At 74.0% G+C, this 19,496-nt stretch carries 16 protein-coding genes; 6 read left to right on the plus strand and 10 right to left on the minus strand.

Going from position 1 to position 19,496, the window contains the following annotated elements; genetic code table 11:
• The first annotated feature begins 101 nt into the window (after positions 1–101).
• From AC2TEW_RS17440 to AC2TEW_RS17450, 3 genes are all read left to right on the plus strand, one after another.
• On the plus strand, positions 102–2,210 hold the full coding sequence (locus tag AC2TEW_RS17440) for a xanthine dehydrogenase family protein molybdopterin-binding subunit (protein ID WP_484624268.1): 2,109 nt from the start codon (positions 102–104) through the stop codon (positions 2,208–2,210).
• A gap of 97 nt (positions 2,211–2,307) precedes the next feature.
• Complete coding sequence (locus tag AC2TEW_RS17445) at positions 2,308–2,766, plus strand: (2Fe-2S)-binding protein (protein WP_033821522.1); 459 nt, start codon at positions 2,308–2,310, stop codon at positions 2,764–2,766.
• A gap of 83 nt (positions 2,767–2,849) precedes the next feature.
• Positions 2,850–3,434 (plus strand): RBBP9/YdeN family alpha/beta hydrolase, encoded by a 585-nt coding sequence (locus AC2TEW_RS17450; protein WP_484624269.1) that lies wholly within the window; start codon positions 2,850–2,852, stop codon positions 3,432–3,434.
• 50 nt (positions 3,435–3,484) lie between these two features.
• Here the strand turns inward: AC2TEW_RS17450 and AC2TEW_RS17455 are convergent, their stop codons facing one another.
• Both AC2TEW_RS17455 and AC2TEW_RS17460 read right to left on the minus strand, forming a co-directional pair.
• Complete coding sequence (locus AC2TEW_RS17455) at positions 3,485–4,144, minus strand: class I SAM-dependent methyltransferase (protein WP_484624270.1); 660 nt, start codon at positions 4,142–4,144, stop codon at positions 3,485–3,487.
• A 119-nt stretch (positions 4,145–4,263) separates the two neighbouring features.
• Entirely contained in the window at positions 4,264–4,896 is a 633-nt protein-coding gene (locus AC2TEW_RS17460; RefSeq protein WP_484624271.1) for a lysine transporter LysE, read from the minus strand.
• Between the two features lie 209 nt (positions 4,897–5,105).
• Here AC2TEW_RS17460 and AC2TEW_RS17465 point away from each other — a divergent pair, with 209 nt between their 5' ends.
• Entirely contained in the window at positions 5,106–6,797 is a 1,692-nt protein-coding gene (locus AC2TEW_RS17465; protein ID WP_484624272.1) for a sigma-70 family RNA polymerase sigma factor, read from the plus strand.
• 67 nt (positions 6,798–6,864) lie between these two features.
• Here the strand turns inward: AC2TEW_RS17465 and AC2TEW_RS17470 are convergent, their stop codons facing one another.
• The 8 genes from AC2TEW_RS17470 to AC2TEW_RS17505 form a co-directional block, all read right to left on the minus strand.
• A complete protein-coding gene (locus AC2TEW_RS17470) occupies positions 6,865–8,214 on the minus strand; it encodes a cytochrome P450 (protein ID WP_484624273.1) in 1,350 nt (449 codons plus the stop codon).
• A gap of 73 nt (positions 8,215–8,287) precedes the next feature.
• Positions 8,288–9,424 (minus strand): selina-4(15),7(11)-diene synthase, encoded by a 1,137-nt coding sequence (locus AC2TEW_RS17475; RefSeq protein ID WP_484624301.1) that lies wholly within the window; start codon positions 9,422–9,424, stop codon positions 8,288–8,290.
• Positions 9,425–9,635: 211 nt separating this feature from the next.
• Positions 9,636–11,111, minus strand: a complete 1,476-nt coding sequence (locus tag AC2TEW_RS17480; RefSeq protein WP_484624274.1) for a cytochrome P450 — start codon at positions 11,109–11,111, stop codon at positions 9,636–9,638.
• Complete coding sequence (locus tag AC2TEW_RS17485; protein ID WP_033821526.1) at positions 11,108–11,743, minus strand: GTP-binding protein; 636 nt, start codon at positions 11,741–11,743, stop codon at positions 11,108–11,110. Before AC2TEW_RS17485 ends, AC2TEW_RS17480 begins: the two co-directional genes overlap by 4 nt.
• Entirely contained in the window at positions 11,724–12,083 is a 360-nt protein-coding gene (locus AC2TEW_RS17490; protein ID WP_033821527.1) for a DUF742 domain-containing protein, read from the minus strand. The genes AC2TEW_RS17485 and AC2TEW_RS17490 overlap by 20 nt, the downstream gene beginning before the upstream one ends.
• The gene (locus tag AC2TEW_RS17495) at positions 12,080–12,487 is read right to left on the minus strand and encodes a roadblock/LC7 domain-containing protein (protein ID WP_033821528.1); all 408 of its coding nucleotides are present in this window, start codon (positions 12,485–12,487) and stop codon (positions 12,080–12,082) included. The genes AC2TEW_RS17490 and AC2TEW_RS17495 overlap by 4 nt, the downstream gene beginning before the upstream one ends.
• Complete coding sequence (locus AC2TEW_RS17500) at positions 12,484–14,010, minus strand: sensor histidine kinase (protein WP_484624275.1); 1,527 nt, start codon at positions 14,008–14,010, stop codon at positions 12,484–12,486. The genes AC2TEW_RS17495 and AC2TEW_RS17500 overlap by 4 nt, the downstream gene beginning before the upstream one ends.
• Positions 14,011–15,735: 1,725 nt before the next feature.
• Positions 15,736–16,389, minus strand: coding sequence for a DUF6629 family protein (locus AC2TEW_RS17505; RefSeq protein ID WP_484624276.1), 654 nt, complete (start codon positions 16,387–16,389; stop codon positions 15,736–15,738).
• Between the two features lie 297 nt (positions 16,390–16,686).
• On the opposite strand from AC2TEW_RS17505, the gene AC2TEW_RS17510 reads away from it, so the two are divergent.
• On the plus strand, positions 16,687–16,869 hold the full coding sequence (locus tag AC2TEW_RS17510; RefSeq protein WP_033821531.1) for a hypothetical protein: 183 nt from the start codon (positions 16,687–16,689) through the stop codon (positions 16,867–16,869).
• A 391-nt stretch (positions 16,870–17,260) separates the two neighbouring features.
• Positions 17,261–19,402 (plus strand): SpoIIE family protein phosphatase, encoded by a 2,142-nt coding sequence (locus AC2TEW_RS17515; RefSeq protein ID WP_484624277.1) that lies wholly within the window; start codon positions 17,261–17,263, stop codon positions 19,400–19,402.
• The last annotated feature ends 94 nt before the right edge of the window (positions 19,403–19,496 follow it).

Consider the following 19,496-nt stretch of genomic DNA (forward strand, 5'->3'; position numbering starts at 1 on the left):
CACCGTCGTCCCCCGGCCCGCCGGGCTCCTGGAAGGATCCCCGGATCAGCGCTCCGACCGCCCCACGGACCGTCAGCCGCCGCCGTCTGCTGACCTATCTGGTGGCCGCCCCCGCACTCGCCGTCGGCGCCCGCCTCGCCGACCCCGAACAGGCCGCGGCACTGCCCGGCGTCCCGGACGTCCTGGAGCTCGGCGAGGCACTGATCCTGGCCGGGCTGCCCACCGCGCACCTGCTGGTGCTGGAGGTCACCGAAGCCGGCCGGGTGGTCCTGGAACTCCCGCGCGCCGAGGTCGGCCAGGGCCTGACCACCGCGATCGCGATGCTGGTCGCCGACGAGCTGGACGCCCGGCTCGCCGACGTCGACGTCCCGCTCTCCAAGGCCCGCCCCGAGCTGCTGTTCAACCAGCTGACCGGCGCCTCCAACTCGGTGCGCTCGCTGTACGACCCGGTCCGCGCCGCCGCCGCGGCCGCCCGCGCCCGGCTGGTCACCGCCGCCGCCCGGCGCTGGGGCGTGCCCGCCGCCACCCTGCGCACCCAGGACGGCGCCGTCCTCGCCCCGGACGGACGCAGCGCCTCGTACGGCTCGCTGACCGTCGCGGCCGCCGGGGTCGTGGTACCGGAGGTGCCCACCACCCCGAAGCCCGCCGAGCGGCGGACCCTGGTCGGCCGGCCGACCGGACGGATCGACGCCCGCGACCTGGTCACCGGCAAGGCCCGGTACGCCGGCGACCTCCAGGTACCCGGCGCGGTGCCGACCGTGATCGCCCGGCCGCCGACCATCGGCGGAACGGTCCGCTCCTACGACGCCACCGCGGCCCTGGCGATGCCCGGGGTGCTGGCCGCGGTCCAGGTGCCGAGCGGCATCGCGGTGCTCGCCGAGACCTTCGACCAGGCGCTGAAGGCCAAGGCCGCGCTGACCGTCGACTGGCGGCCCGGACCGGTGGCCGCACTGTCCGACCGGGACATCCGGGCCAAGCTGAAGGCCGCCCAACCGCCCTTCCTGGTACCGCCGTTGCTCACCCTGACGGTCGACGCCGAGTTCGACTTCGCCTTCGTGAGCCACGCACCGATGGAGGTGCTGACGGCGGTCGCCGACGTCCGCCCCGACCGGGCCGAACTCTGGTGCGCCGTACAGGCGCCGATCGTCGCCCAGCAGACCATCGCCGCCGAACTCGGCCTCCCCCAGGACGCCGTGACGGTCAACGTGGTCCGGGCCGGCGGCTCGTTCGGGCGCCGGCTGTTCTTCGACTGCGCGCTGGAGGCCGCCCAGGTCTCCCGGGCCGCCGGCCGGCCCGTCAAGCTGATGTGGACCCGCAACGACGACACCCGGCACGGCCGGATGCGCCCCGCCAGCCACCACCGGATCCGCGCCACCCACGCCCTCGGCCAGGTCCTCACCTACGAGCACCGGGTCGCCACCGTGCAGACCGACTTCCGGCACGGCCTCGGCGAGGCGCTCACCGCGGCCGGCTTCGGGGTGCAGCTCGGCGGCCTCAGCCTGTCCCAGGCGTTCTTCCTGCTCACCGAGAAACTCCCCTACGACCTGGGGGTCTCCACCCAGTTGCTGGCCGAGGTGCCGCTCGAGATGCACACCGGCAGCTGGCGCTCGGTCTACTCCGGGCTGGTCCGGGTCGCCGACGAGATCATGGTCGACGAGGTGGCCCGCACCCTCGGCCAGGACCCGGTCGCCTTCCGGCGGGCCCGACTCGGCAGCGCCCGCGGGCGGGCCGTCCTCGACCGGGCCGCCGCGGCCGGGCAGTGGGGCCGCGCGATGCCGCCCGGACACGCCCAGGGCCTCGCCTTCCACGACGAACACGGCTCCGCCGCCGCCTGCCTGGTCGAACTCGACGCCACCGACCGGGCCGACCCGCGGGTCACCAAGGCCGTGATGGTCGCCGACGTCGGACTGCCCGTCAACCCGCGCGGCCTGGAGGCCCAGCTGATGGGCGCCGTCATGGACGGCATCTCGGTGACCCTGCAGGCCGGGCTGCACATCGACGCCGGCGCCGTCCGCGAGGGCAGCTTCGCCGACTTCCACTACGCCCGCCAGCGGCACAGCCCCACCGACCTGCAGATCCACCTGATGCCGCCGAACGGCGAACCGGGCGGCGCCGGTGAACTCGGCGTCCCCGCGGCGGCCGCCGCCGTCGCCAACGCCTGGGCCCGGGCCACCGGGACCTCGCCGCGCAGCTTCCCGATCAACTTCTGAGGGTTCCCGGTCCACTCCCGTGGGCCCCCGATCAACTTCCGTGGATTCCCGACCGACTTCCGTGGATTCCCGACCGACTTCCGAGGGGTCACCGCCCGTGCCCAGCCACACCTTCGTCCTGAACGGCGCGCCCGTCACCGTCGAGGCACCCGCCGACATGCCCCTGCTCTGGGTGCTGCGCGACAAGCTCGGCGTCACCGGACCGAAGTACGGCTGCGGGGTCGGCGTCTGCCGCGCCTGCACCAGCCACCTGGACGGCGCCGAGATCCAGCCATGCGTGGTCCCGGTCGCCGACTGCGCGGGCCGCGAGGTCACCACCATCGAGGGCCTGGCGGACGGCGACACCCTGCACCCCGTCCAGCAGGCCTGGCTGGACTGCGACGTCGCACAGTGCGGCTTCTGCCAGCCCGGCCAGATCATGACCGCCGTCGCACTGCTGCGCCGCACCGCCCACCCCACCGACGCGGACATCGACCGGATCGAGAACGTCTGCCGCTGCGGCACCTACGTCCGGATCCGCGAGGCCATCAAGAAAGCCGCCGCCAACGGCGCCTGACCGAGCGCCCCAAGCCGAGCACCGCGGCGGTCGCGGCGGATAGGATCCGCGGCGACGTCCCCGACCGCAGAAGGGCCGGCGCCATGGCCGCGACCACCCCGCTCCACCTCGTCCTTCCCGGCTACCAGGGCTCCGGACCCGGGCACTGGCAGACCCGGTGGGAACGGGAGCAGCCGGACCGCTTCCACCGGGTCGAACAGGCCGACTGGGACCATCCGCTGGTCGGCGACTGGGTCGCCGCCCTCGACGCGGCGGTCGCCGCCGCCGGACGCCCGGTGGTGCTGGTCGCCCACAGCCTCGGCTGCGTCACGGTGGCGCACTGGGCGGCCGGCTCGCCCGCCTCGGCGGCCTCGGTGACGGGCGCCCTGCTGGTCGCGCCCGCCGACATCGACACCGCCGAGGTACCGGAGCTGGCCGGTTTCCGCCCTGTCCCGCAGCGTCCGCTGCCCTTCCCGAGCACGGTGGTCTCCGGCAGCGACGACCCCTGGTGCACGCCGGACCGGGCCCGCACGTTCGCCGACGCCTGGGGCGCGCGCTTCGTCGACCTCGGCCCGTACGGCCACATCAACGCCGAGTCCGGACTCGGGTCCTGGCCCGCAGGGCGCACCTTGCTGGCGGAGCTCGGACGGCCGGGCCGGTCGGATCAGCCGCAGTCGGACCAGGCGTAATCGGATCAGGTGCAGTCGGACCAGGCGCCCTCGGACCGGGCGTCGTCGGATCAGGCGTAGTAGGAGGCCACGCCCGGCTGACCGGTGAAGTTCGGCCCGGCCGCCGGGTCCGCCCCCAGGTACGCGAACGCGAAGCCGACCTCCCGGTGGCCGTCCAGCGTCAGCAGGTGCCGGCGCGGGCGGTACCCGAAGCCGGCGGCACGCAGCGCGGCCAGCACCGGACGGGCGGCACTGCGGCCGTCGGCCCGGCGCACCGAGGCCGGGTCGAACTGGGCGGCGAACAGCCCGTCGGGCTTCAACCAGCCGGCCGCGCGGGCCAGCAACCCCAGCTTGTCGCCGAGGTAGTGCAGGCCGTGCACACAGGTGATCAGGTCGTAGCGGCGGGCCGGCGTCCAGTCGGCGAGGCTCGCGGTCACCAGGTCGACGGTGGGCGACACCGGGACCGGACCGAGCCTGCCGACCAGGTCCACGCCGGTCAGCACGGCGTCCTCGGGCAGCCGGCCGGCCGCCGCGAACAGCGCCCGCGCCTCGCCGCTGCACAGGTCCAGCCAGCTCACCGGGCCGGACCTGGCGAGCAGCCAGGCGGCCGGGTCGAAGCCCAGTTCGCGGGCGTAGCTGTTGACGCCGGTGAGGGTCCGCTCGCGGTTCATGGTCCGGTTGGCGACCACCGGGGAGCATTCGAGGTCCGCGTCGGGGTGCAGGATGGCCATGGTGATCACCATAGAACCCGCCCGACCGGGCCGTGACCACCGGGTCGAGCCCCTTCATCGAGCAGCCGGCGGGCCGGGCGGAAGGGGCGGGAGGGGCGGACGGGGGCGGGAGGGGCGGCTCAGCCGGACCAGGCGAGGCGGACCGCGAGGAAGGCCACCAGGCCGTAGCCCAGCGCGTAGGTGGCCTGCCGGGCCCGTCCGCCCAGGCGGGCCACGCCGAACGCCCCCGCCGCCGCGACCAGCTGCTGCCACAGCAGCGAGGCGGCGAACACCCCCGCGACGAAGACCGCACCCGTCGCACCGCCCCGCAGGCTGCTCCCCCGGGCGGCCGTGAGCGCGGTGAAGTACAGCGCGGTGGCCGGGTTGACCGCGGTGAGCAGCCCGAACCGCAGGAAGCTGCGCGCCGCCGAGCCGTCCCCCGACACCTGCGCGCCCCCGTCGGCGGCGGCCGCTCCCGCGCCGCGCAGCGACAGCAGCCCACGGACCGCGATCACCGCGAGCAGGGCGGCCGACACCAGCCGCACCCAGCCGCCGGCACCCGCCAGCAGCCGGGCCACCTGCGGCCCGAGCAGCACCGCGACCGCCGCGTAGAGCGCGTCCACCAACGCCACCGCGAGCGCGCCGCCCGCCGCCGGCCGCCAGCCGCGGCCGCCCTCCTGGAGCAGCAGCACGCCGATCGCACCGACCGGTACCGCCACGCCCAGGCCGGCCACCGCACCGTCGGCGGCCGTCGTCATCAAGGATCCGAACATCGCGCCAGGGTGACGCACACCCCGGGCCCGGTGCACCTGCTTTTCCCGCGGACCTGCCCCGCCGGGGGGCCGGTCGGCTAGGGTCCCTCTCCAGGCCGCGTCCGGCGGCGCGGACCGGTTCCGAAAGATTCGGAGCGATTTCTGTTATCGGCGGGCGGCCGCCGGATCTCCCAGTACGTGAGGGAAACACCGGGAAGGCTGGCACAGAGGTGAACCGAGCAGTGGAGACCGACCGCAACCTGGACGGCGGCCGCACGGCGGCGCTGGTCGGCCGGGCGAGGAGCGGCGACCGGCAGGCGACCGCCGAGCTGCTCGCCGCGCACCTCCCGCTGGTCTACAACATCGTCGGGCGGGCGCTGGCCGGGCACCCCGACACCGACGACGTGGTGCAGGAGACCATGCTGCGGGCCGTGGACGGCCTGCCCGGTCTGCGGGACCCGGCCGGGTTCCGCTCCTGGCTGGTGGCCATCGCCATGAACCAGATCCGCCGCCGCTACCGCGACGCCGTCCCGGCCGGGGCGGACGGTCTGTACGAGGCGTACGAGGTGCCGGACCCGGCCGCCGACTTCGTCGGGCTGACCATCGTCCGGCTGGGCCTGTCCGAGCAGCGCCGCGAGGTCGCCGAGGCCACCCGCTGGCTGGACGAGCAGGAGCGGGAACTGCTGGCGTTGTGGTGGCTGGAGGCCGCGGGCGAGCTGAGCCGCGCCGAGCTGGCCGCCGCCGCGGAACTCTCCCCCCAGCACGCCGCCGTGCGGGTGCAGCGGGTGAAGGAGCAGTTGGAGACCGCCCGGGTGGTGGTCCGTGCGCTGGCCGCGCCGCAGCCGTGCTGGCAGCTGGCCGAGCTGACGGTGCACTGGGACGGCATACCGAGCGCGCTGTGGCGCAAGCGGTTCGCCCGGCACGCCCGCGAGTGCGGGTACTGCTCGCAGGCCCGGCACGGTCTGGTCCCGGCCGAGGGGCTGCTGGCCGGTCTCGCCATGGTGCCGCTGCCGGCCGGGTACGCCGACCAGCTCGGCCTCGGGCCGCTGGTCGACCTCGGGCACGGGGCCGGCCACGGCCCGTACGACGGCGGCCAAGGTCCGTACGACGGCGGCCACGGGTCGGGCGGCTCCGGCGGGTCCGGTTCGGCCGGCGGGCGGGGTGCCCACCGGCGGGCCGGGAGCCGGCGCCGGGCCAAGCCGAAGAGCGGCGCGCCGATGAAGGTGCTCGGCGCGGCCGTCCTGACGGCGGCGGTGGCCGGACTGACCGCGAGCATGATGCCGGGTTCGTCGCCCACCACCGACGCCGCCCAGGAGCCCACCGCCGCGACCCGGCTCGACACGGCTGGCGAGGCCACCCCGAGCCAGCAGCCGTCGGCGAGCCAGTCGGCCTCGCCGTCCGCGTCGGCGCCGGCCAGTGCCTCCCCGAGCCCCTCGGCCGCGCCGAGCAGCGCGGCGCCGTCGCCCGCGCCGGTGAAGACCACCCCCGCGCCGAAGCCGAGCGTGACCGCCGCGGTGCCGCCCGCCTCCTCGCCGAGCGCGGACACCGTCCAGCAGGTGATCGACCTGGTGAACGCGGAGCGCGCGAAGGCGGGCTGCGGTCCCGTCAAGGCCAGCACCAAGCTGCAGGAGGCGGCCCAGAAGCACTCGGACGACATGGCCGCCCGCGGGTTCTTCGACCACACCAACCCGGACGGCGCGGGACCGCAGCAGCGGATCGACGCGACCGGGTACAAGTGGAACACCTGGGGCGAGAACATCGCCCGCGGCCAGCGCGACGCCGCGGCCGTGATGGACGCCTGGATGCACAGCGAGGGGCACCGGGCGAACATCCTCAACTGCGCGTTCACCGAGCTCGGTGTCGGGGTGCACACCGGCACCGGCGGGCCGTGGTGGACCCAGGACTTCGGCAAGCCCGCCTGATCGGCGGTGCGGTCCGCCCCGGTGGCGGCCCGGCCCTTGGGGCCGGTCCGCCGCCGGGGCCGGGCGCTCAGGCCGCCCGGGCGACCAGTGTCATCGGCAGGTGGTCCGGGTGCGGCATCGCCGCCATCGCCTCGCCCGTGACGTGGCCGGGCACCGGCCGGAGCCGCCAGCGGCTCAGCACGGTGGCCAGGGTGATGGTCATCTCGGCCTTCGCGAACGCGTCGCCGATGCACTGCCGGGAGCCCGCGCCGAACGGGATGAACGCCTCCCGCGGCAGGCCGGCGCGCCGCTCCGGCAGCCAGCGGTCCGGGTCGAAGCGGTCCGGGTCTGCGTAGACGGCCGGGTCCCGGTGCACCGCGTACAGGCTGAACGCGACCTCGGTGCCCGCGGGGACGGTCACCTCGCCGAGCCGGACCGGCGCGAGCGCCCGCCGCATCAGCAGGGTGACCCCGTGCAGCCGGACCGCCTCGTCCAGCACCTGGCGGGTGTAGGTGAGTTTGGCGACGTCCTCGAAGGTGACCGGCCGGTCACCGACCACGGTGTCGATCTCCTCCAGCAGCCGGGCCTCGGCCTCGGGGTGGTGGGCGAGCTCGTGGAACGCCCAGGCGAGGGTGGAGCCGACGGTCTCGGTGCCGGCGAACAGGATGGTGACCAGTTCGTCGCGGACCTCGACGTCGTTCAGTGCGGCGCCGGTGTCGGCGTCCCGGGCGGCCAGCAGGGTCGACAGCAGGTCGGCCCGGCTCTCGTGGTCGCCGCCGGACCTGCGGGTGGCCGCGACCACCTCGTCGATGACCGAGCGCAGCCGGGCCGCGGCGGCGTCGAACCGGCGGTTCGGTGCGATCGGCAGGCGGTCCAGGAACTGCGGGGAGACGGCCCGCAGCAGCATGTTCTTCAGGATGACCGGCACGTCGCGGCGGACCGCCTCGATGGCGGGCCGGCCGATGTCGGCGGAGAACATGGTCGCCGCCAGGGTGGCCACCGAGAACTCGCCCATCACCTGTTCGACCGCGATCCGCCGGTTCGGCTCCCAGCCCGCCACCAGTTCCTGCGCCTGGCGGCTGATGGTCTCGCAGTAGCCGGCGATCCGCCGGTGGTGGAACGAGGGCTGCATCAGCCGCCGGTGCGGCAGGTGGACCTTGTTGGTCGCCGTCGCCAGGCCGTCGCCGACCATCGGGCGCATCCGGTCGAACAGCCGGCCCTTCTCGAAGCTGTTGCCGTGCGTGACCATCACGGCGTGCGCCAGTCGGGCGCTGGTGACGAAGACGACGGGCAGGGTGCCCAGGTCGACCCGGACCACCTCGCCCTCGCCGGTCAGCGATTTCACGAACCCCAGCGGGTCGCGCCACAGCGGCCAGACATGGCCGAGCAGCGGAAGCCCTCCGGGCGCGCGCGGGATCGACTGCAGTTCGGCTGCCACCCCGGCACTCCTTTCCGGATGATGTCTGTGGGGGATCTCCCGGGACGCCGGCGGCGTCCCGGGCGGCGCCGGGTCAGGCGGTACGGCGGGCCGTGGTGGGGCGCAGCTCGTAGACCGGCGAACGGCGGACCGGGGCCGCCGCCGCCTGGGCGTCCTCGCGGGGCAGCAGGTCCCACCACCAGGCGACGGCGGGGATGTCCAGCGGCTCCGGGCTGCTGTCGGTGGGGGTGTCGCGGAAGACCGCCGGCAGGTCGGCCGGATCGTCGGGGGTGGTGTACCGGCGGGAGCTGATGCCCCAGTCCTGGGCACCGCGGATGAACGCCTCCAGGCTGGCGAGGTAGCGGCGCAGCTGCGGGCTGCCGGTGCGGCGCAGGTCGGCGCAGAGGCGGACGAACAGGCACAGCACCCGGTCCCGTTGGGCGATGGCGCGCTCGACGGCCTCCTCGGTGGAGATGCCGTGGGCGTGCTCGAGCACCCGGATGGCGTTCAGGTAGTAGCCGCCGGTGCGGCTCTCCTTGTGGTGCGAGAACAGGTCGTTGTCCCAGCAGATGACGAAGTAGGCCATCTCGGCGGCGGCCCGGACGCTGGTGCGGTCGCGTTCGTGGGGCTGGAGTTCGTAGCCGTGGCCCATCTCCAGCAGCGGCAGGACCACCGAGGTGGCGCCGTCGTAGATCCGCATCAGGGTGTAGTCGTTGAGGTCGGGGACGGTGCCCTGGCTGCGGTGCTCGGCCTCCCAGACCACGGAGAGGAAGTACTCGCGCAGTGCGTCCACCCAGCGGGCCACCTGTCCGGCGGTGCCGTGCTCGGATATTCGGGCCCGCAGGTCCCGCAGGCCGCAGGCGAGCGCGTCGTCCAGCAGCATGGGTGCTTCGGGGTTCTGAGCCACTCTCAGCAGTCTGGACAGCGCGCCGAGGAGTTCGCCCGGGCGTCTGCTGAGGTCGCCCTCCTCGCAGTAGCCGTCGTCGACGCCGAACAGCCAGATCACGAAGTCGGCGAGGATCTCGACGACCTCCTCGCGCCCTTCGGGGAGAATCCGTGCGGCGAATGTGCCAATATTGTGGTCCACCAGGTGGCTGCGCAGTTCGGGCGAGCCGATCGCGAACTTGCCTGCCCAGCCTGCGGTGTGCCGGTCCACGGCCTCGTGCCGGGGGTGGATGGCTGCTCGGTACGGGGAGTAGATCGGCGGTACCGCCGTCAGCCCGCGCGTCATCGAAATCTCGGTCAACTTATGGCTCTCCCAGTCCGCTCGGGTGCCGGGCACGCCCCCGTACGGCCGGCCGAAATGGATCACGTAAGAACACCGGCACATGGCATCCCGCGTCAAGGGCTGCGACCCGCCAATTGACCAGAACCTGCCAACGGGTTGGCTGGATCACGACCCCCGTACCCGCTGCTACCAGCAGGTACGGGGGCCGGTCCGGTCAGCGGCCCCGCAGCCTGGCGGTGAGCACGCTCCACCAGTGCCGGCGCGGCTCCTGAGGAGCCGTCGCCCGACCGTCGGTCATGGACTGTGCCTCGAACGGCGCCCCGAACTGCCCCCCGGACTGCCACTGGCCCATCGGCGCGCCCGGCGCCGGGACGGCGGGCTCCACGGTGGCCGGCTCCACGGGGGGCGCGGCCGGAGCGGCCTTCGGCCGGCGGGCGGAGAACTCGACCGGCAGGTCGGCCAGGTGGCGCGACAACCAGGCCGAGTTCCACCGCAGTTCGTCCTCGGCCACGGCCAGCCGCAGGTCCGGCAGCCGGGCCAGCAGAGTATCGATCCCGGCCTCGGCGATGGCCCGGCCGACGTCCTGGCCCGGGCACTCGTGCGGACCACTGCTGAACGCCAGGTGCGAGCGGTTGCCGTACAGCGGCTCGTCGAGATCCGGACGGATCTGCGGGTCCACGTTGCCCGCCGCCAGGCCCAGCAGCAGCATGTCGCCGGCCCGGATCCGGCGGCCGCCCAGCTCGGTGTCTCCGGTGGCCCAGCGGCCGGGGACGGCCGACAGCGGCGGCGAGTCCCACAGCACCTGGTCCAGTGCGTCCGGCAGGGTCATGTGACCGCCCGACAGATTGGCTCGGAACCGACGGTCGGTGAGCACCATCCGCAGGGTGTCCGCGATCAGGTTGACCGTGGTCTCGTTCGCGGCCACCAGGATCAGCCGCAGGTGCTCCATCACCTCCTCGTCGTCCAGTCCGGCCTCGTGGTGCAGCAGCCAGGACGGCAGGTCGGCGCCGGGCGCGGTGTGCTTGCGCTGGACCAGCTGACGCAGCGTCGCCACCACGTACTCGTTGCTGGCGACCGCGGTCTCGGTGCCCTTCATGAGGTCCCGGGCCGCCTCCACCAGGCGCGGACCGTACTCCTCGGGCATCCCGAGCAGCTGGGTCATCACCAGCATCGGCAGGTGCTCGGCGAACTGGCTGACCAGGTCCGCCGACCCGGCCGCCGCGAAGCCGTCGATCAGCTGGCCGGCGAAACGGGTGACATGGCGCCGGACCCCGCGCCGGTCGAACATCTCCAGGCTGTCGGTGACCGCGCCGCGCAGCCGCTTGTGCTCGGCACCGTCCGCGAAGACGCACAGCGGCTGCCAGCCGACCATCGGCAGCAGCGGGGAGTCCGGCGCCACCTGGTTGTGCTGGAACGCCGTCCAGCGGCGGGAGTCCCGGGAGAACCGGGACGGCGTACGCGCCACATCCAGGTTCTCCCGGTGCCCCAGCACCAGCCACGCGGGCAGGTCACCGTGGAGCAGGACGGGAGCGACCGGGCCGTGCTCGGCCCGCAGCTTCTCGTACAGGCCGGACGGGTCGGCCTCGGCCTCGGGGCCGTACAGCCTGCGTATGCCGTCGGGGCCGAGGCCGTGCGCCGGGCACCCGGGGGGCGGGGTGAGGGCGTGGTCGGCAGGGACTGGGGAGGTCACGGTCTCTCCGGATTGGTGAGCGAGTAGAGGTAGCGCATCAGTGACATCAGGACGTCGCGTCCGGACTCACGTCTGCGGGCGTCGCAACCGACTATCGGCACCTCGGCCGGCAGGTCCAGTGCGGCGCGGAGCTCCTCGACGGGGTAGGAGGGCGACTCCGGGAAGGTGTTGACGGCCACCACGAACGGCACGCCGCGCTCCTCCAGGCGCCCGATCACGTCGAAGCTGACCTCGAGGCGACGGGTGTCGACCAGCACGACGGCGCCGAGCGCACCCTCGAACAGGCCGTTCCACAGGAACCAGAAGCGCTGCTGGCCAGGGGTACCGAAGAGGTACAGCACCAGCTCGTCGTTGATGCTGATCCGGCCGAAGTCCATCGCGACCGTGGTCGCGGTCTTCCGCTCGACACCCGCGTTGTCGTCGACGTCGGCACCGGCCTGCGTCATCGTCTCCTCGGTGGTCAGCGGACGGATCTCGCTGACGGCACCGACCAGGGTCGTCTTGCCGACCCCGAACCCGCCCACGATGACCACCTTGACGGCGGTGGCGGCCGAGGCGGGGAGTATGTCCTCGCTCCGCGGCCCCGCGAACGGGCCCGGGGCGACGACCGTGTCAGAGCTTTTGAAGTCCATGCATCACCGCCTCAATCAGGGCACGGTCGGGAAGAAGGGCCTTGGGAACGGGGGCGCGTGCCTCCACCCGCTTGTCCGCCAGCAGGTCGGCGATCAGCACGGTGGTCGCGCTCATCGGCAGCCTCAGGTACGCGGAGACCTCCGCGACGGACAGCGGGTAGTGGCACATCCGCAGGATCGCCGCGTGCTCGGGCTGCATGGACGGATGCGGCTCGGCACGCGCGACGATCAGGGTGACCAGGTCGAGCGCCGCCCGCTGGGATAAGCCTCCGCGGCCCCTGGTGATGACGTACAGCCGCTCGGGGTCACCCTCGTCCCACTCCTGGTCCGGGTCACTCATGCGTCCTGCTCGCCGTTGCGCGGCGGGGTGCTCAGATGGCCGCCGATCCGGGCCACCAGGTCGCGCATCCGCTGACCCATCAGGCCCGCGTCGACCCCCTCGTCGGCCAGCACCGCGAGGTACGCCCGGGCGCCCGCCGCCATCAGGTAGAAGAAGCCGCCGCCCATCTCGATCACCACCAGCCGCATCCGGCCGTCCCCGTGCGGGAACTCGGTGGCGACCGCGCCCGCCAGGCTCTGCAGCCCGGCGCAGGCCGCCGCCAGACGGTCGGCGGTGTCGGTGTCGGTGCCGTACTGCGCCATCCGCAGGCCGTCCGAGGAGAGCACCACCACGTGCCGCGTCTGCGGGACGCTGTCCGCCAGATCCTTGAGCATCCAGTCCATGTTGGCCCGCTGCTGAATCACTGCTCACCCTTACCTGACGACTGGTCACTTTCTCGGCCCACCGGCACGGTGTCCGGCCCCTGGCCGTTCACCCCGCTCTGGAAGGCGGCCAACCACATACCGGGCTGCGTCGCACCGGCATCCGGCTCGGCGGCCCGCGGGGCGACGACGGCCACCGGGGCGGGGCCGGCCACGACGGCACCGGGGGCGCTGCGGCGGCGGCGCTGCGGCAGCCCGTTGGCGGTCCGCTCGCTCACCTCGAACGTCTCCTCCTCGCCCGACAGTGCGGGAACGGCGGCGTGGCGGGGACCGGCCACCCTGGCAGGCGCCGGGGCGGCGGCCGCCACGGCCGGACGGGGGCCGGAAGCGGCACCGATACCGTGCGCCCGCCCGGTCGCCGGCGCGGTGGTGATCAGTTCCTGCGGCACGATCAGCACCGCCCGCACACCGCCGTAGGCCGACGGCCGCAGCGAGACCTGGAAGCCGTACGCCTGGGCGAGCCGGCCGACCACCGCGAGACCCAGCCGGGGCGTCTCACCGAGGTCGTTCAGGTCGATGCCGGCCTGCGCCTCCTTGAGCATCCGCTCGGCGCGGGCCCTGCCCTCCTCGCTCAGGCTCAGGCCGCCGTCCTCGATCTCGACGGCGATGCCGGTCTGCACCTCGACCGCGGTCAGGTGCACCCGGGTCTGCGGCGGCGAGTAGCGGGTCGCGTTGTCGAGCAGCTCGGCCAGCGCGTGGATCAGCGGCTCGACGGCCGGGCCCACCACGGCGACCTCGGACACCGGGTGCAGGTCGACCCGCTGGTAGTCGAGGATCCGCGAGACGGCGCCGCGCAGCACGCTGTAGAGCGGCACCGGACGGCTCCACTGACGGCCCGGACGAGCACCGCCGAGCACCGCGATGGAGTCCGCCAGGCGGCCCACCAGCGCGTTGCCGTGGTCGAGTTGGAGCAGGTCCTCGAAGACCGCCGGGTCGTTGCCGTGCCGGTCCTCCATCTCGCGCAGGTCCTGCGCCTGACGGTGCACGATGGCCTGCACCCGGCGGGCGATGTTCACGAACGCCCGCTGGGCGGACTCGCGCAGGCCCTCCTCGGCGTCGACCGCCTCGAGCACCGAGCGCAGCACCGCCTGCCGGGCGGCCTGGAACTCCGGGGTGACCGAGCCGTCGTACAGCTCGGCGCCCCTGAGCACGTCCTCGACGAACTCGCCCTGCTGGAGCCGCGCCACCGCCTGCGGCAGCAGCGAGGCTGCCAACTGGGCGGTCTGCGCCTCCTGCTGGGCCAGCCGCTGACGCAGCTCGGTCTCCTGGCGGCGGCCGGTGTCGCGCAGCGCGGCCAGTGCACGGCCGCGCCGGGCGGCCTCGGCCGCCACCAGCGCCACCGCCAGCGTGGCCACCGCGCCGCACAGGGCGACGGCGGTCCGTGCCGCAGGGTCGACCACCGACGTCGCGACGGCCGCGGCCGCCACCACTACCGCCGTGGGAAGGAGCCAACCGAGAACCGGAGCTGGGCGCCGGTCTCCGGGTGACGATCCAGCACGAAGCATCAGCGTCCTCAAACGATCGAAAGGTTATGGAACGACGAGCGAAACGGGCCGTCAGCAGCTCGGCCGACGGAGGTGTCGCCCGACCCGGGTCCCGGGTGCGACCGTGCCGAGCAGGTGCCATTGGTGCAGCACGCTGGGCCGGGAGCAGCATAGCCGGTTCTTCGGATCATCCTGACACTGCCTCAACAAGGCCTGGAATTATCCGTCTTGTCATGCCGAGGACTCACCTGCGGAGATGCGGCGGGTCGTAGGCAGAGCATCGCCTGTCATGGACCCGTCGAGCGCCGCAAACCATTATGTCCTACCGGCGTTCCACCATGCCCTCCTTTCAGCTTTCGTGGGGAACCTTCACACGGCCTTGGCACGGCATTAGCGGGACCTTTCCGCCCGGCGCCCGCAGACGGGCCCGATGATGACGATCGGTCAGAGGTCGGCCGGGACTCGGTCAGACCACGGAGCATCCGCACGGGAGAACGCCACCGGGGCAGCCGCCGGCCGGGCAGACCTCCGCTCCACCCGCCCGGTCCGGGCCGGTTCTGACCGATCCGGGCCGATCACCGGCCGAACGGACCGGGACCTGCCCGGGATGCGCGGGGGGCGGGTTGTGCGCGGCAACCGGCGGGGGCCGAGGGCCGCACGCCCCCGACGACCCGGGCCCGCTGGGCGGGCAGCCGCCTCCCCTCCTCGGTGCGCGTCGACTTCGTACGGGCGGTCGTGCGGCGTACCTGCATCCGCATTCGTGACCGTGTCCGCGTCCGCGTCCGTGACCATGCCCGTTTCTATGTCCGTGCCCAGGTCCGTGCCCGTGCACGTGCTCGTGTCCGTGTCCGTGCCCACGTCCGTGCCCGTGCACGTGGTCGTGTCCGTGCCCGCCCAGGTGGCAGGCGCTCGGCTGGCAGGCGCTCGGCGCGGGGGGCACGACCTGTCCTCCTCCACGGGGCGGCTCGCCGGTCAGCCACGGGTGACTGCCAGTTGCCGCACCGGATGCCCGGCCTTCGGGTCGCGGGCCGGCGGACATGAGTGTCCGAAGTCGCGCTCCGACATGGCGGGGTGACGCCTGATCGGGACCGTTCAGTGCGGCGACCCCTGGGGCCGGCGTGGTCGGGCATCCCGTCGCGGTGGCGTGGCCAGGGCCCGGTTCGTCCAGCGTGATCATCGATCGTCCTCCGCCTTCTCCCGGCGCGGGGAGCACCGGATCGTCTGCGTACCGTCGCAATCCCTACCGTCGTTTCCGGGGTCTCACACACCGGTTCGGTCCCAGGTGAAGCCTCGTCTCGGCCATGCGCCGGGGGCGCACAACTGACGTGCGCCCCTTGCTCGAGAAGCCCCGCACCACTCGATCCGGTGGCTCGTACGTCCCGCCGGAACGGCTTGCGCCGAGGGGGCTCCGGCAAGCGGCCCCTGGCCGACGAGCGTCGCGGCGGCGGGTGCCGCCGCGGTTCTGTCGCGGATGTGTTGACGGCACCGGCGGTGACCACTTGACGGTCCATCCGCTTCCAGGATGGGCCGCTCGCGTTTGAAGCGGGCGCGCGTCCCGGGCCGACTGGCCGGTCAACCGGGACCGGTGGGAGCGGCCCACGGCGGCCATGCCGCCCGGTCACGCGGCCGCTCGACCACACCGAGGCCGCAGGCGAGCACCCACCAGTCCGGGGCCACCCCCTGGCCTCGGGCCTCCGGGGCCGTCCTGGCCACGGACCGGCCTCGTTCAGAGCTGGCCGGACCCGCTCAGAGCCGTTCGCGGGCCGGCAACGCACCCGGCCGCACGTCGCGGACCCAGCGCAGCAGCACCAGCGCGGCCACCGCGGCCAACGCACACCAGGTCGAGACGAACGCCAGCCGCCACACCAGCGCGCACACCACGGCCCCGAACCCGACCAGCACCCCCAGCAGGCGCAGCAGCCGGTCGCCGGAGGCCAGCAGCGCTCCCACCGTGGCCGCCAGGTAGCCCACCAGCAGCAGGCCCGCGCCGGGCACCCCGAGCGCGTAGGCGAGCACATGCCCGTCGACCCGTACCGTGACCGGACGGGTGGCCAGTGCAATCGCCGATGCCACCGAGACGGCGCATCCGACGCCGACCAGAAAGAGCTGGAGTGCGGTCCGCGGGCGGGCCGCACACCAGACGCCGGCGGACACCAGGACCGGCAGCAGCGGTAGTGCGATCACCATCCAGGCGACGCGGGCCGCGGCTGCGGCGGACGGCCCGATCCGGCCGTCGGCGCCCAGCCAGACCGCCGCCTCGATCAGCTGGTGGAGGCCGAGCAGCAGCGGCAGCACCGCCAGCGGGACCTGACGAGGGTCGCGGACCCTGGCGAGGCAGGCGACCCCGAGCGCCGCGACCACGGTGCCGGCGACGGCGTCGGCCTCAGCGCTCCAGCACACTCGGCACATCCGGGAGTCCGCGACTCGCCACCCGCACCACCTCCAGGTCGATCCGGCTCCCCGCCAGGGTAGGCCGCCCGAACCCGGGGCGGCCGTAGCCCTGGGCGGCTCGGGCGCGGCGACTCCGAGGCCTTCTCCGCCATCCCTTCGCTCGGTGGTCCGGCGGCAGGCGGAGGGGCGCGGCCCGGTCCCGACCAGAGGACCCCGGCCAGACTTCGACATGTACACGGTCAGCTACAGTAGGTAGTGTCAGCCTCTGCCAGTCAGAGGACTCCACCCATAGGGACGGGATCATCCGTGGACGAACAGCGAGCGAGGCCGCAGCGGATCGCCACCAGCACCACCTATGTGACCGACCCCGAGGAGGATCCCGGCGCGGCGGACGCCCCCGACTGCCACCGGGCCTGCTGCCAGGACGCGGGCCCCACCGACCCGCCGCCCCACTCCCCCGGTTACTGGGGCTGGCGCCCGACCGGCTGAGCCATCGGTCGGCCGGACGGCTCACCCCGGCATTCACCCCGGCGGCCGCGCCGGACTCCCCGCCCGGCCGACCCGTCCGGCGGGGGCGTCCTGCGGCTCTGGGGCCCTGCCGCCCTGGGGCCCTCCGGAAGCACGCCACGCCGCAGGCACGCGGCCGCCACCGCCCGTACCCACCCGTCACCGCACATCCAGCGCCCGACCGGGCCGATCCGGCGCCGCGCGCACAGCACCGGACAGCCATGCGGCGACCACGCCCGATGGATAGACTGGCCGGGATTTTTCCCGGCGATCAGGACCGGCCTCGTACAAGGGCCGTGCGGCGGTGGGCCCGGCCCCATCCGCCACGACCCGCGGAACGGTCCCCGCACCACCACTCCCCCGGGGAGCCGCCATGGCGGAACCTGCCGCGTCCTCCAGGGACGGCTACGACCCCCGCGTCTCGCACCCGTCACCCGCCACCGCCGTGACCTCCACCGCAGAGGGAGCCCCCACCGCGGCGACGGACCGGCTCGCCCTCAACGGCATGGGCAGCTTCGACTGGGACCTCGACACCGGCGTGTACCACCTCGACGAGATCGGCCTGCGGCTGTTCGACCTGACCCCGCAGGAGTTCGACGGCAAGCCCGCCTCGCTCGTCGCCCGGGTGCCGGCCGAGGACGGTGCCCGGCTGGACGAGGCCGTCTCCCGCGCGCTGCGCCAGGGCGACCTCACCTTCGCCACCTACTTCCGGTTGCTCCGCCGGGACGGCACTCCGGGCTGGGCGCACACCCAGGGCCGGATCCTGCGCGACGAGCAGGGTCACGCCTACCGCATCGTCGGAATCGTCCGCGACGCCGAGGAGGAGCTGGCGCACGCCGCGGCGATGCGCACCCTCGCGGCGGACCGCCGCCGCCAGACCGACTCGGTGCGCAACACCACCGAGGCGCTCGCCCGGGCGCTGACCGTCCGGGACGTCACCAGCGTGCTCACCGACAGCGAGGGCCTGCGGCGGTTCGGCGCCGACGGCCTGGCCCTGGGCCTGCTCGACGGCGATGTGCTACGGCTGGTCGCGGTCACCAAGCAGCCCTCCCCCGAGCTCAGGGCGCTCGACGACCTCTCCGTGACGCGGGTGGAGGACAGGCTCGGGCTGGCGGAGGCCGTCCGTAGCCGGCGGCCGGTGTTCATCGGTTCGGAGCAGGAGCTGGTCGACCGGTACCCGCGGCTGCTGCCGTACGTCGAACAGATGGGCATCCGCGCCGCCGCCTTCCTCCCGCTCGCCGCCCAGGCCAGGTCGATCGGCGCGCTCGGGCTGTACTACGGGGACCGGCGCCGCTTCAGCACCGAGGACCGCAACATCTGCATCGCCCTGGGCAGCGCCGTGGCCCAGTCCCTGCAGCGGGCCATGCTGTTCGACCAGGAGCGCGAGTTCGCCACCACACTGCAGAACACCATGCTGCCGCGCCGCCTGCCGAAGATCGGCGGCGGGTCGGTCTCCGCCCGCTACCGGGCCGGGCGGACCGGGCGCGAGGTCGGCGGCGACTGGTACGACCTGGTGCCGCTGCCCCGCCGCCGGGTCGCGGTGGTGGTCGGTGACGTCGAGGGCCACGACAGCCACGCCGCCGCGATCATGGGCCAGCTGCGGATCGCGCTGCGCGCCTACGCCGCCGAGGGTCACGCCCCCGCGACGGTGATCTCGCGGGTCTCCCGCTTCCTCGCGGATCTCGACACCGAGCGGTCCGCCACCTGCATCTACGCCGAGGCCGACCTCGAGACCGGTACCCTGCGGCTGGTCCGCGCCGGTCACCTCGAACCCCTGATCCGGCATGCCAGCGGCCGGACCAGCTGGCCGGCGGTCCGCGGCGGGCTGCCACTCGGGGTGGCCACGGTGCTCGGCCATGACGAGTACCCCGAGACCCGCCTCGACCTCAACCCCTCGGACACCCTGCTGATGTGCACCGACGGCCTGGTCGAGCACCGCGGCCAGGACATCTCCGAGGGCCTTCAGGCGCTCGCCGCCGCGGTCCACTCCGGGCCGCCCGACCTGGAGAAACTCGCCGACCACCTCTGCACCGAACTGCTCGCCCGGACCGGCCAGGACGACGACATGGCGCTGCTGCTGCTCTGCCGGGCCGCCGTTCCGGGGGCGCACGCCGAGCGGCAGATGATCCAGCACGTCCACCAGGCCGACCCGGAGGGACTGGCGGAGACCCGGACCATGCTCCGGCAGGCGCTCGCCGCCTGGGGCGCAGCCGGGCTGGGCCCCGACATCGAACTCGCCGCCGGTGAACTGCTCACCAACGCCCTGGTGCACACGGACGGCGGCGCGATCCTCACCGTCGAACTGCTCACCCGGCCCGCCCGCCGGATCCGCCTGGAGATCCAGGACCGTTCCAGCGAGCTGCCCCACCGGCGGGCCCCCGGCGAGACGGCCACCTCCGGCCGCGGACTGATGCTGGTCGAGGCGCTGGCGGCGACCTGGGGAGTCGAACCGCGCGGAACCGGCAAGAGCGTGTGGTGCGAGTTCCACCTTCCTCGGGACACCCACAAGTCCTGACGATCCGCCCGCTCTCCTGCCCTCCTGCGCCCAGCTCCTTCCTCCTTCCGCCTGCCCCCCTTCGTTCTGTGTCCTGCCTCCTATGTCCTGCCTC

It is taken from the genome of Kitasatospora sp. NEAU-CNBT7 (assembly GCF_057220535.1).

Excerpts from the sequence above, each read along its gene's own strand:
- AC2TEW_RS17455 (WP_484624270.1), bottom strand. The coding sequence starts at position 4,144 with ATGGCCATCCTGCACCCCGACGCGGACCTCGAATGCTCCCCGGTGGTC.
- AC2TEW_RS17490 (WP_033821527.1), bottom strand. The coding sequence starts at position 12,083 with ATGAGTGACCCGGACCAGGAGTGGGACGAGGGTGACCCCGAGCGGCTG.
- AC2TEW_RS17450 (WP_484624269.1), top strand. The coding sequence starts at position 2,850 with ATGGCCGCGACCACCCCGCTCCACCTCGTCCTTCCCGGCTACCAGGGC.
- AC2TEW_RS17485 (WP_033821526.1), bottom strand. The coding sequence starts at position 11,743 with ATGGACTTCAAAAGCTCTGACACGGTCGTCGCCCCGGGCCCGTTCGCG.
- AC2TEW_RS17460 (WP_484624271.1), bottom strand. The coding sequence starts at position 4,896 with ATGTTCGGATCCTTGATGACGACGGCCGCCGACGGTGCGGTGGCCGGC.
- AC2TEW_RS17515 (WP_484624277.1), top strand. The coding sequence starts at position 17,261 with ATGGCGGAACCTGCCGCGTCCTCCAGGGACGGCTACGACCCCCGCGTC.
- AC2TEW_RS17500 (WP_484624275.1), bottom strand. The coding sequence starts at position 14,010 with ATGCTTCGTGCTGGATCGTCACCCGGAGACCGGCGCCCAGCTCCGGTT.
- AC2TEW_RS17475 (WP_484624301.1), bottom strand. The coding sequence starts at position 9,424 with ATGACGCGCGGGCTGACGGCGGTACCGCCGATCTACTCCCCGTACCGA.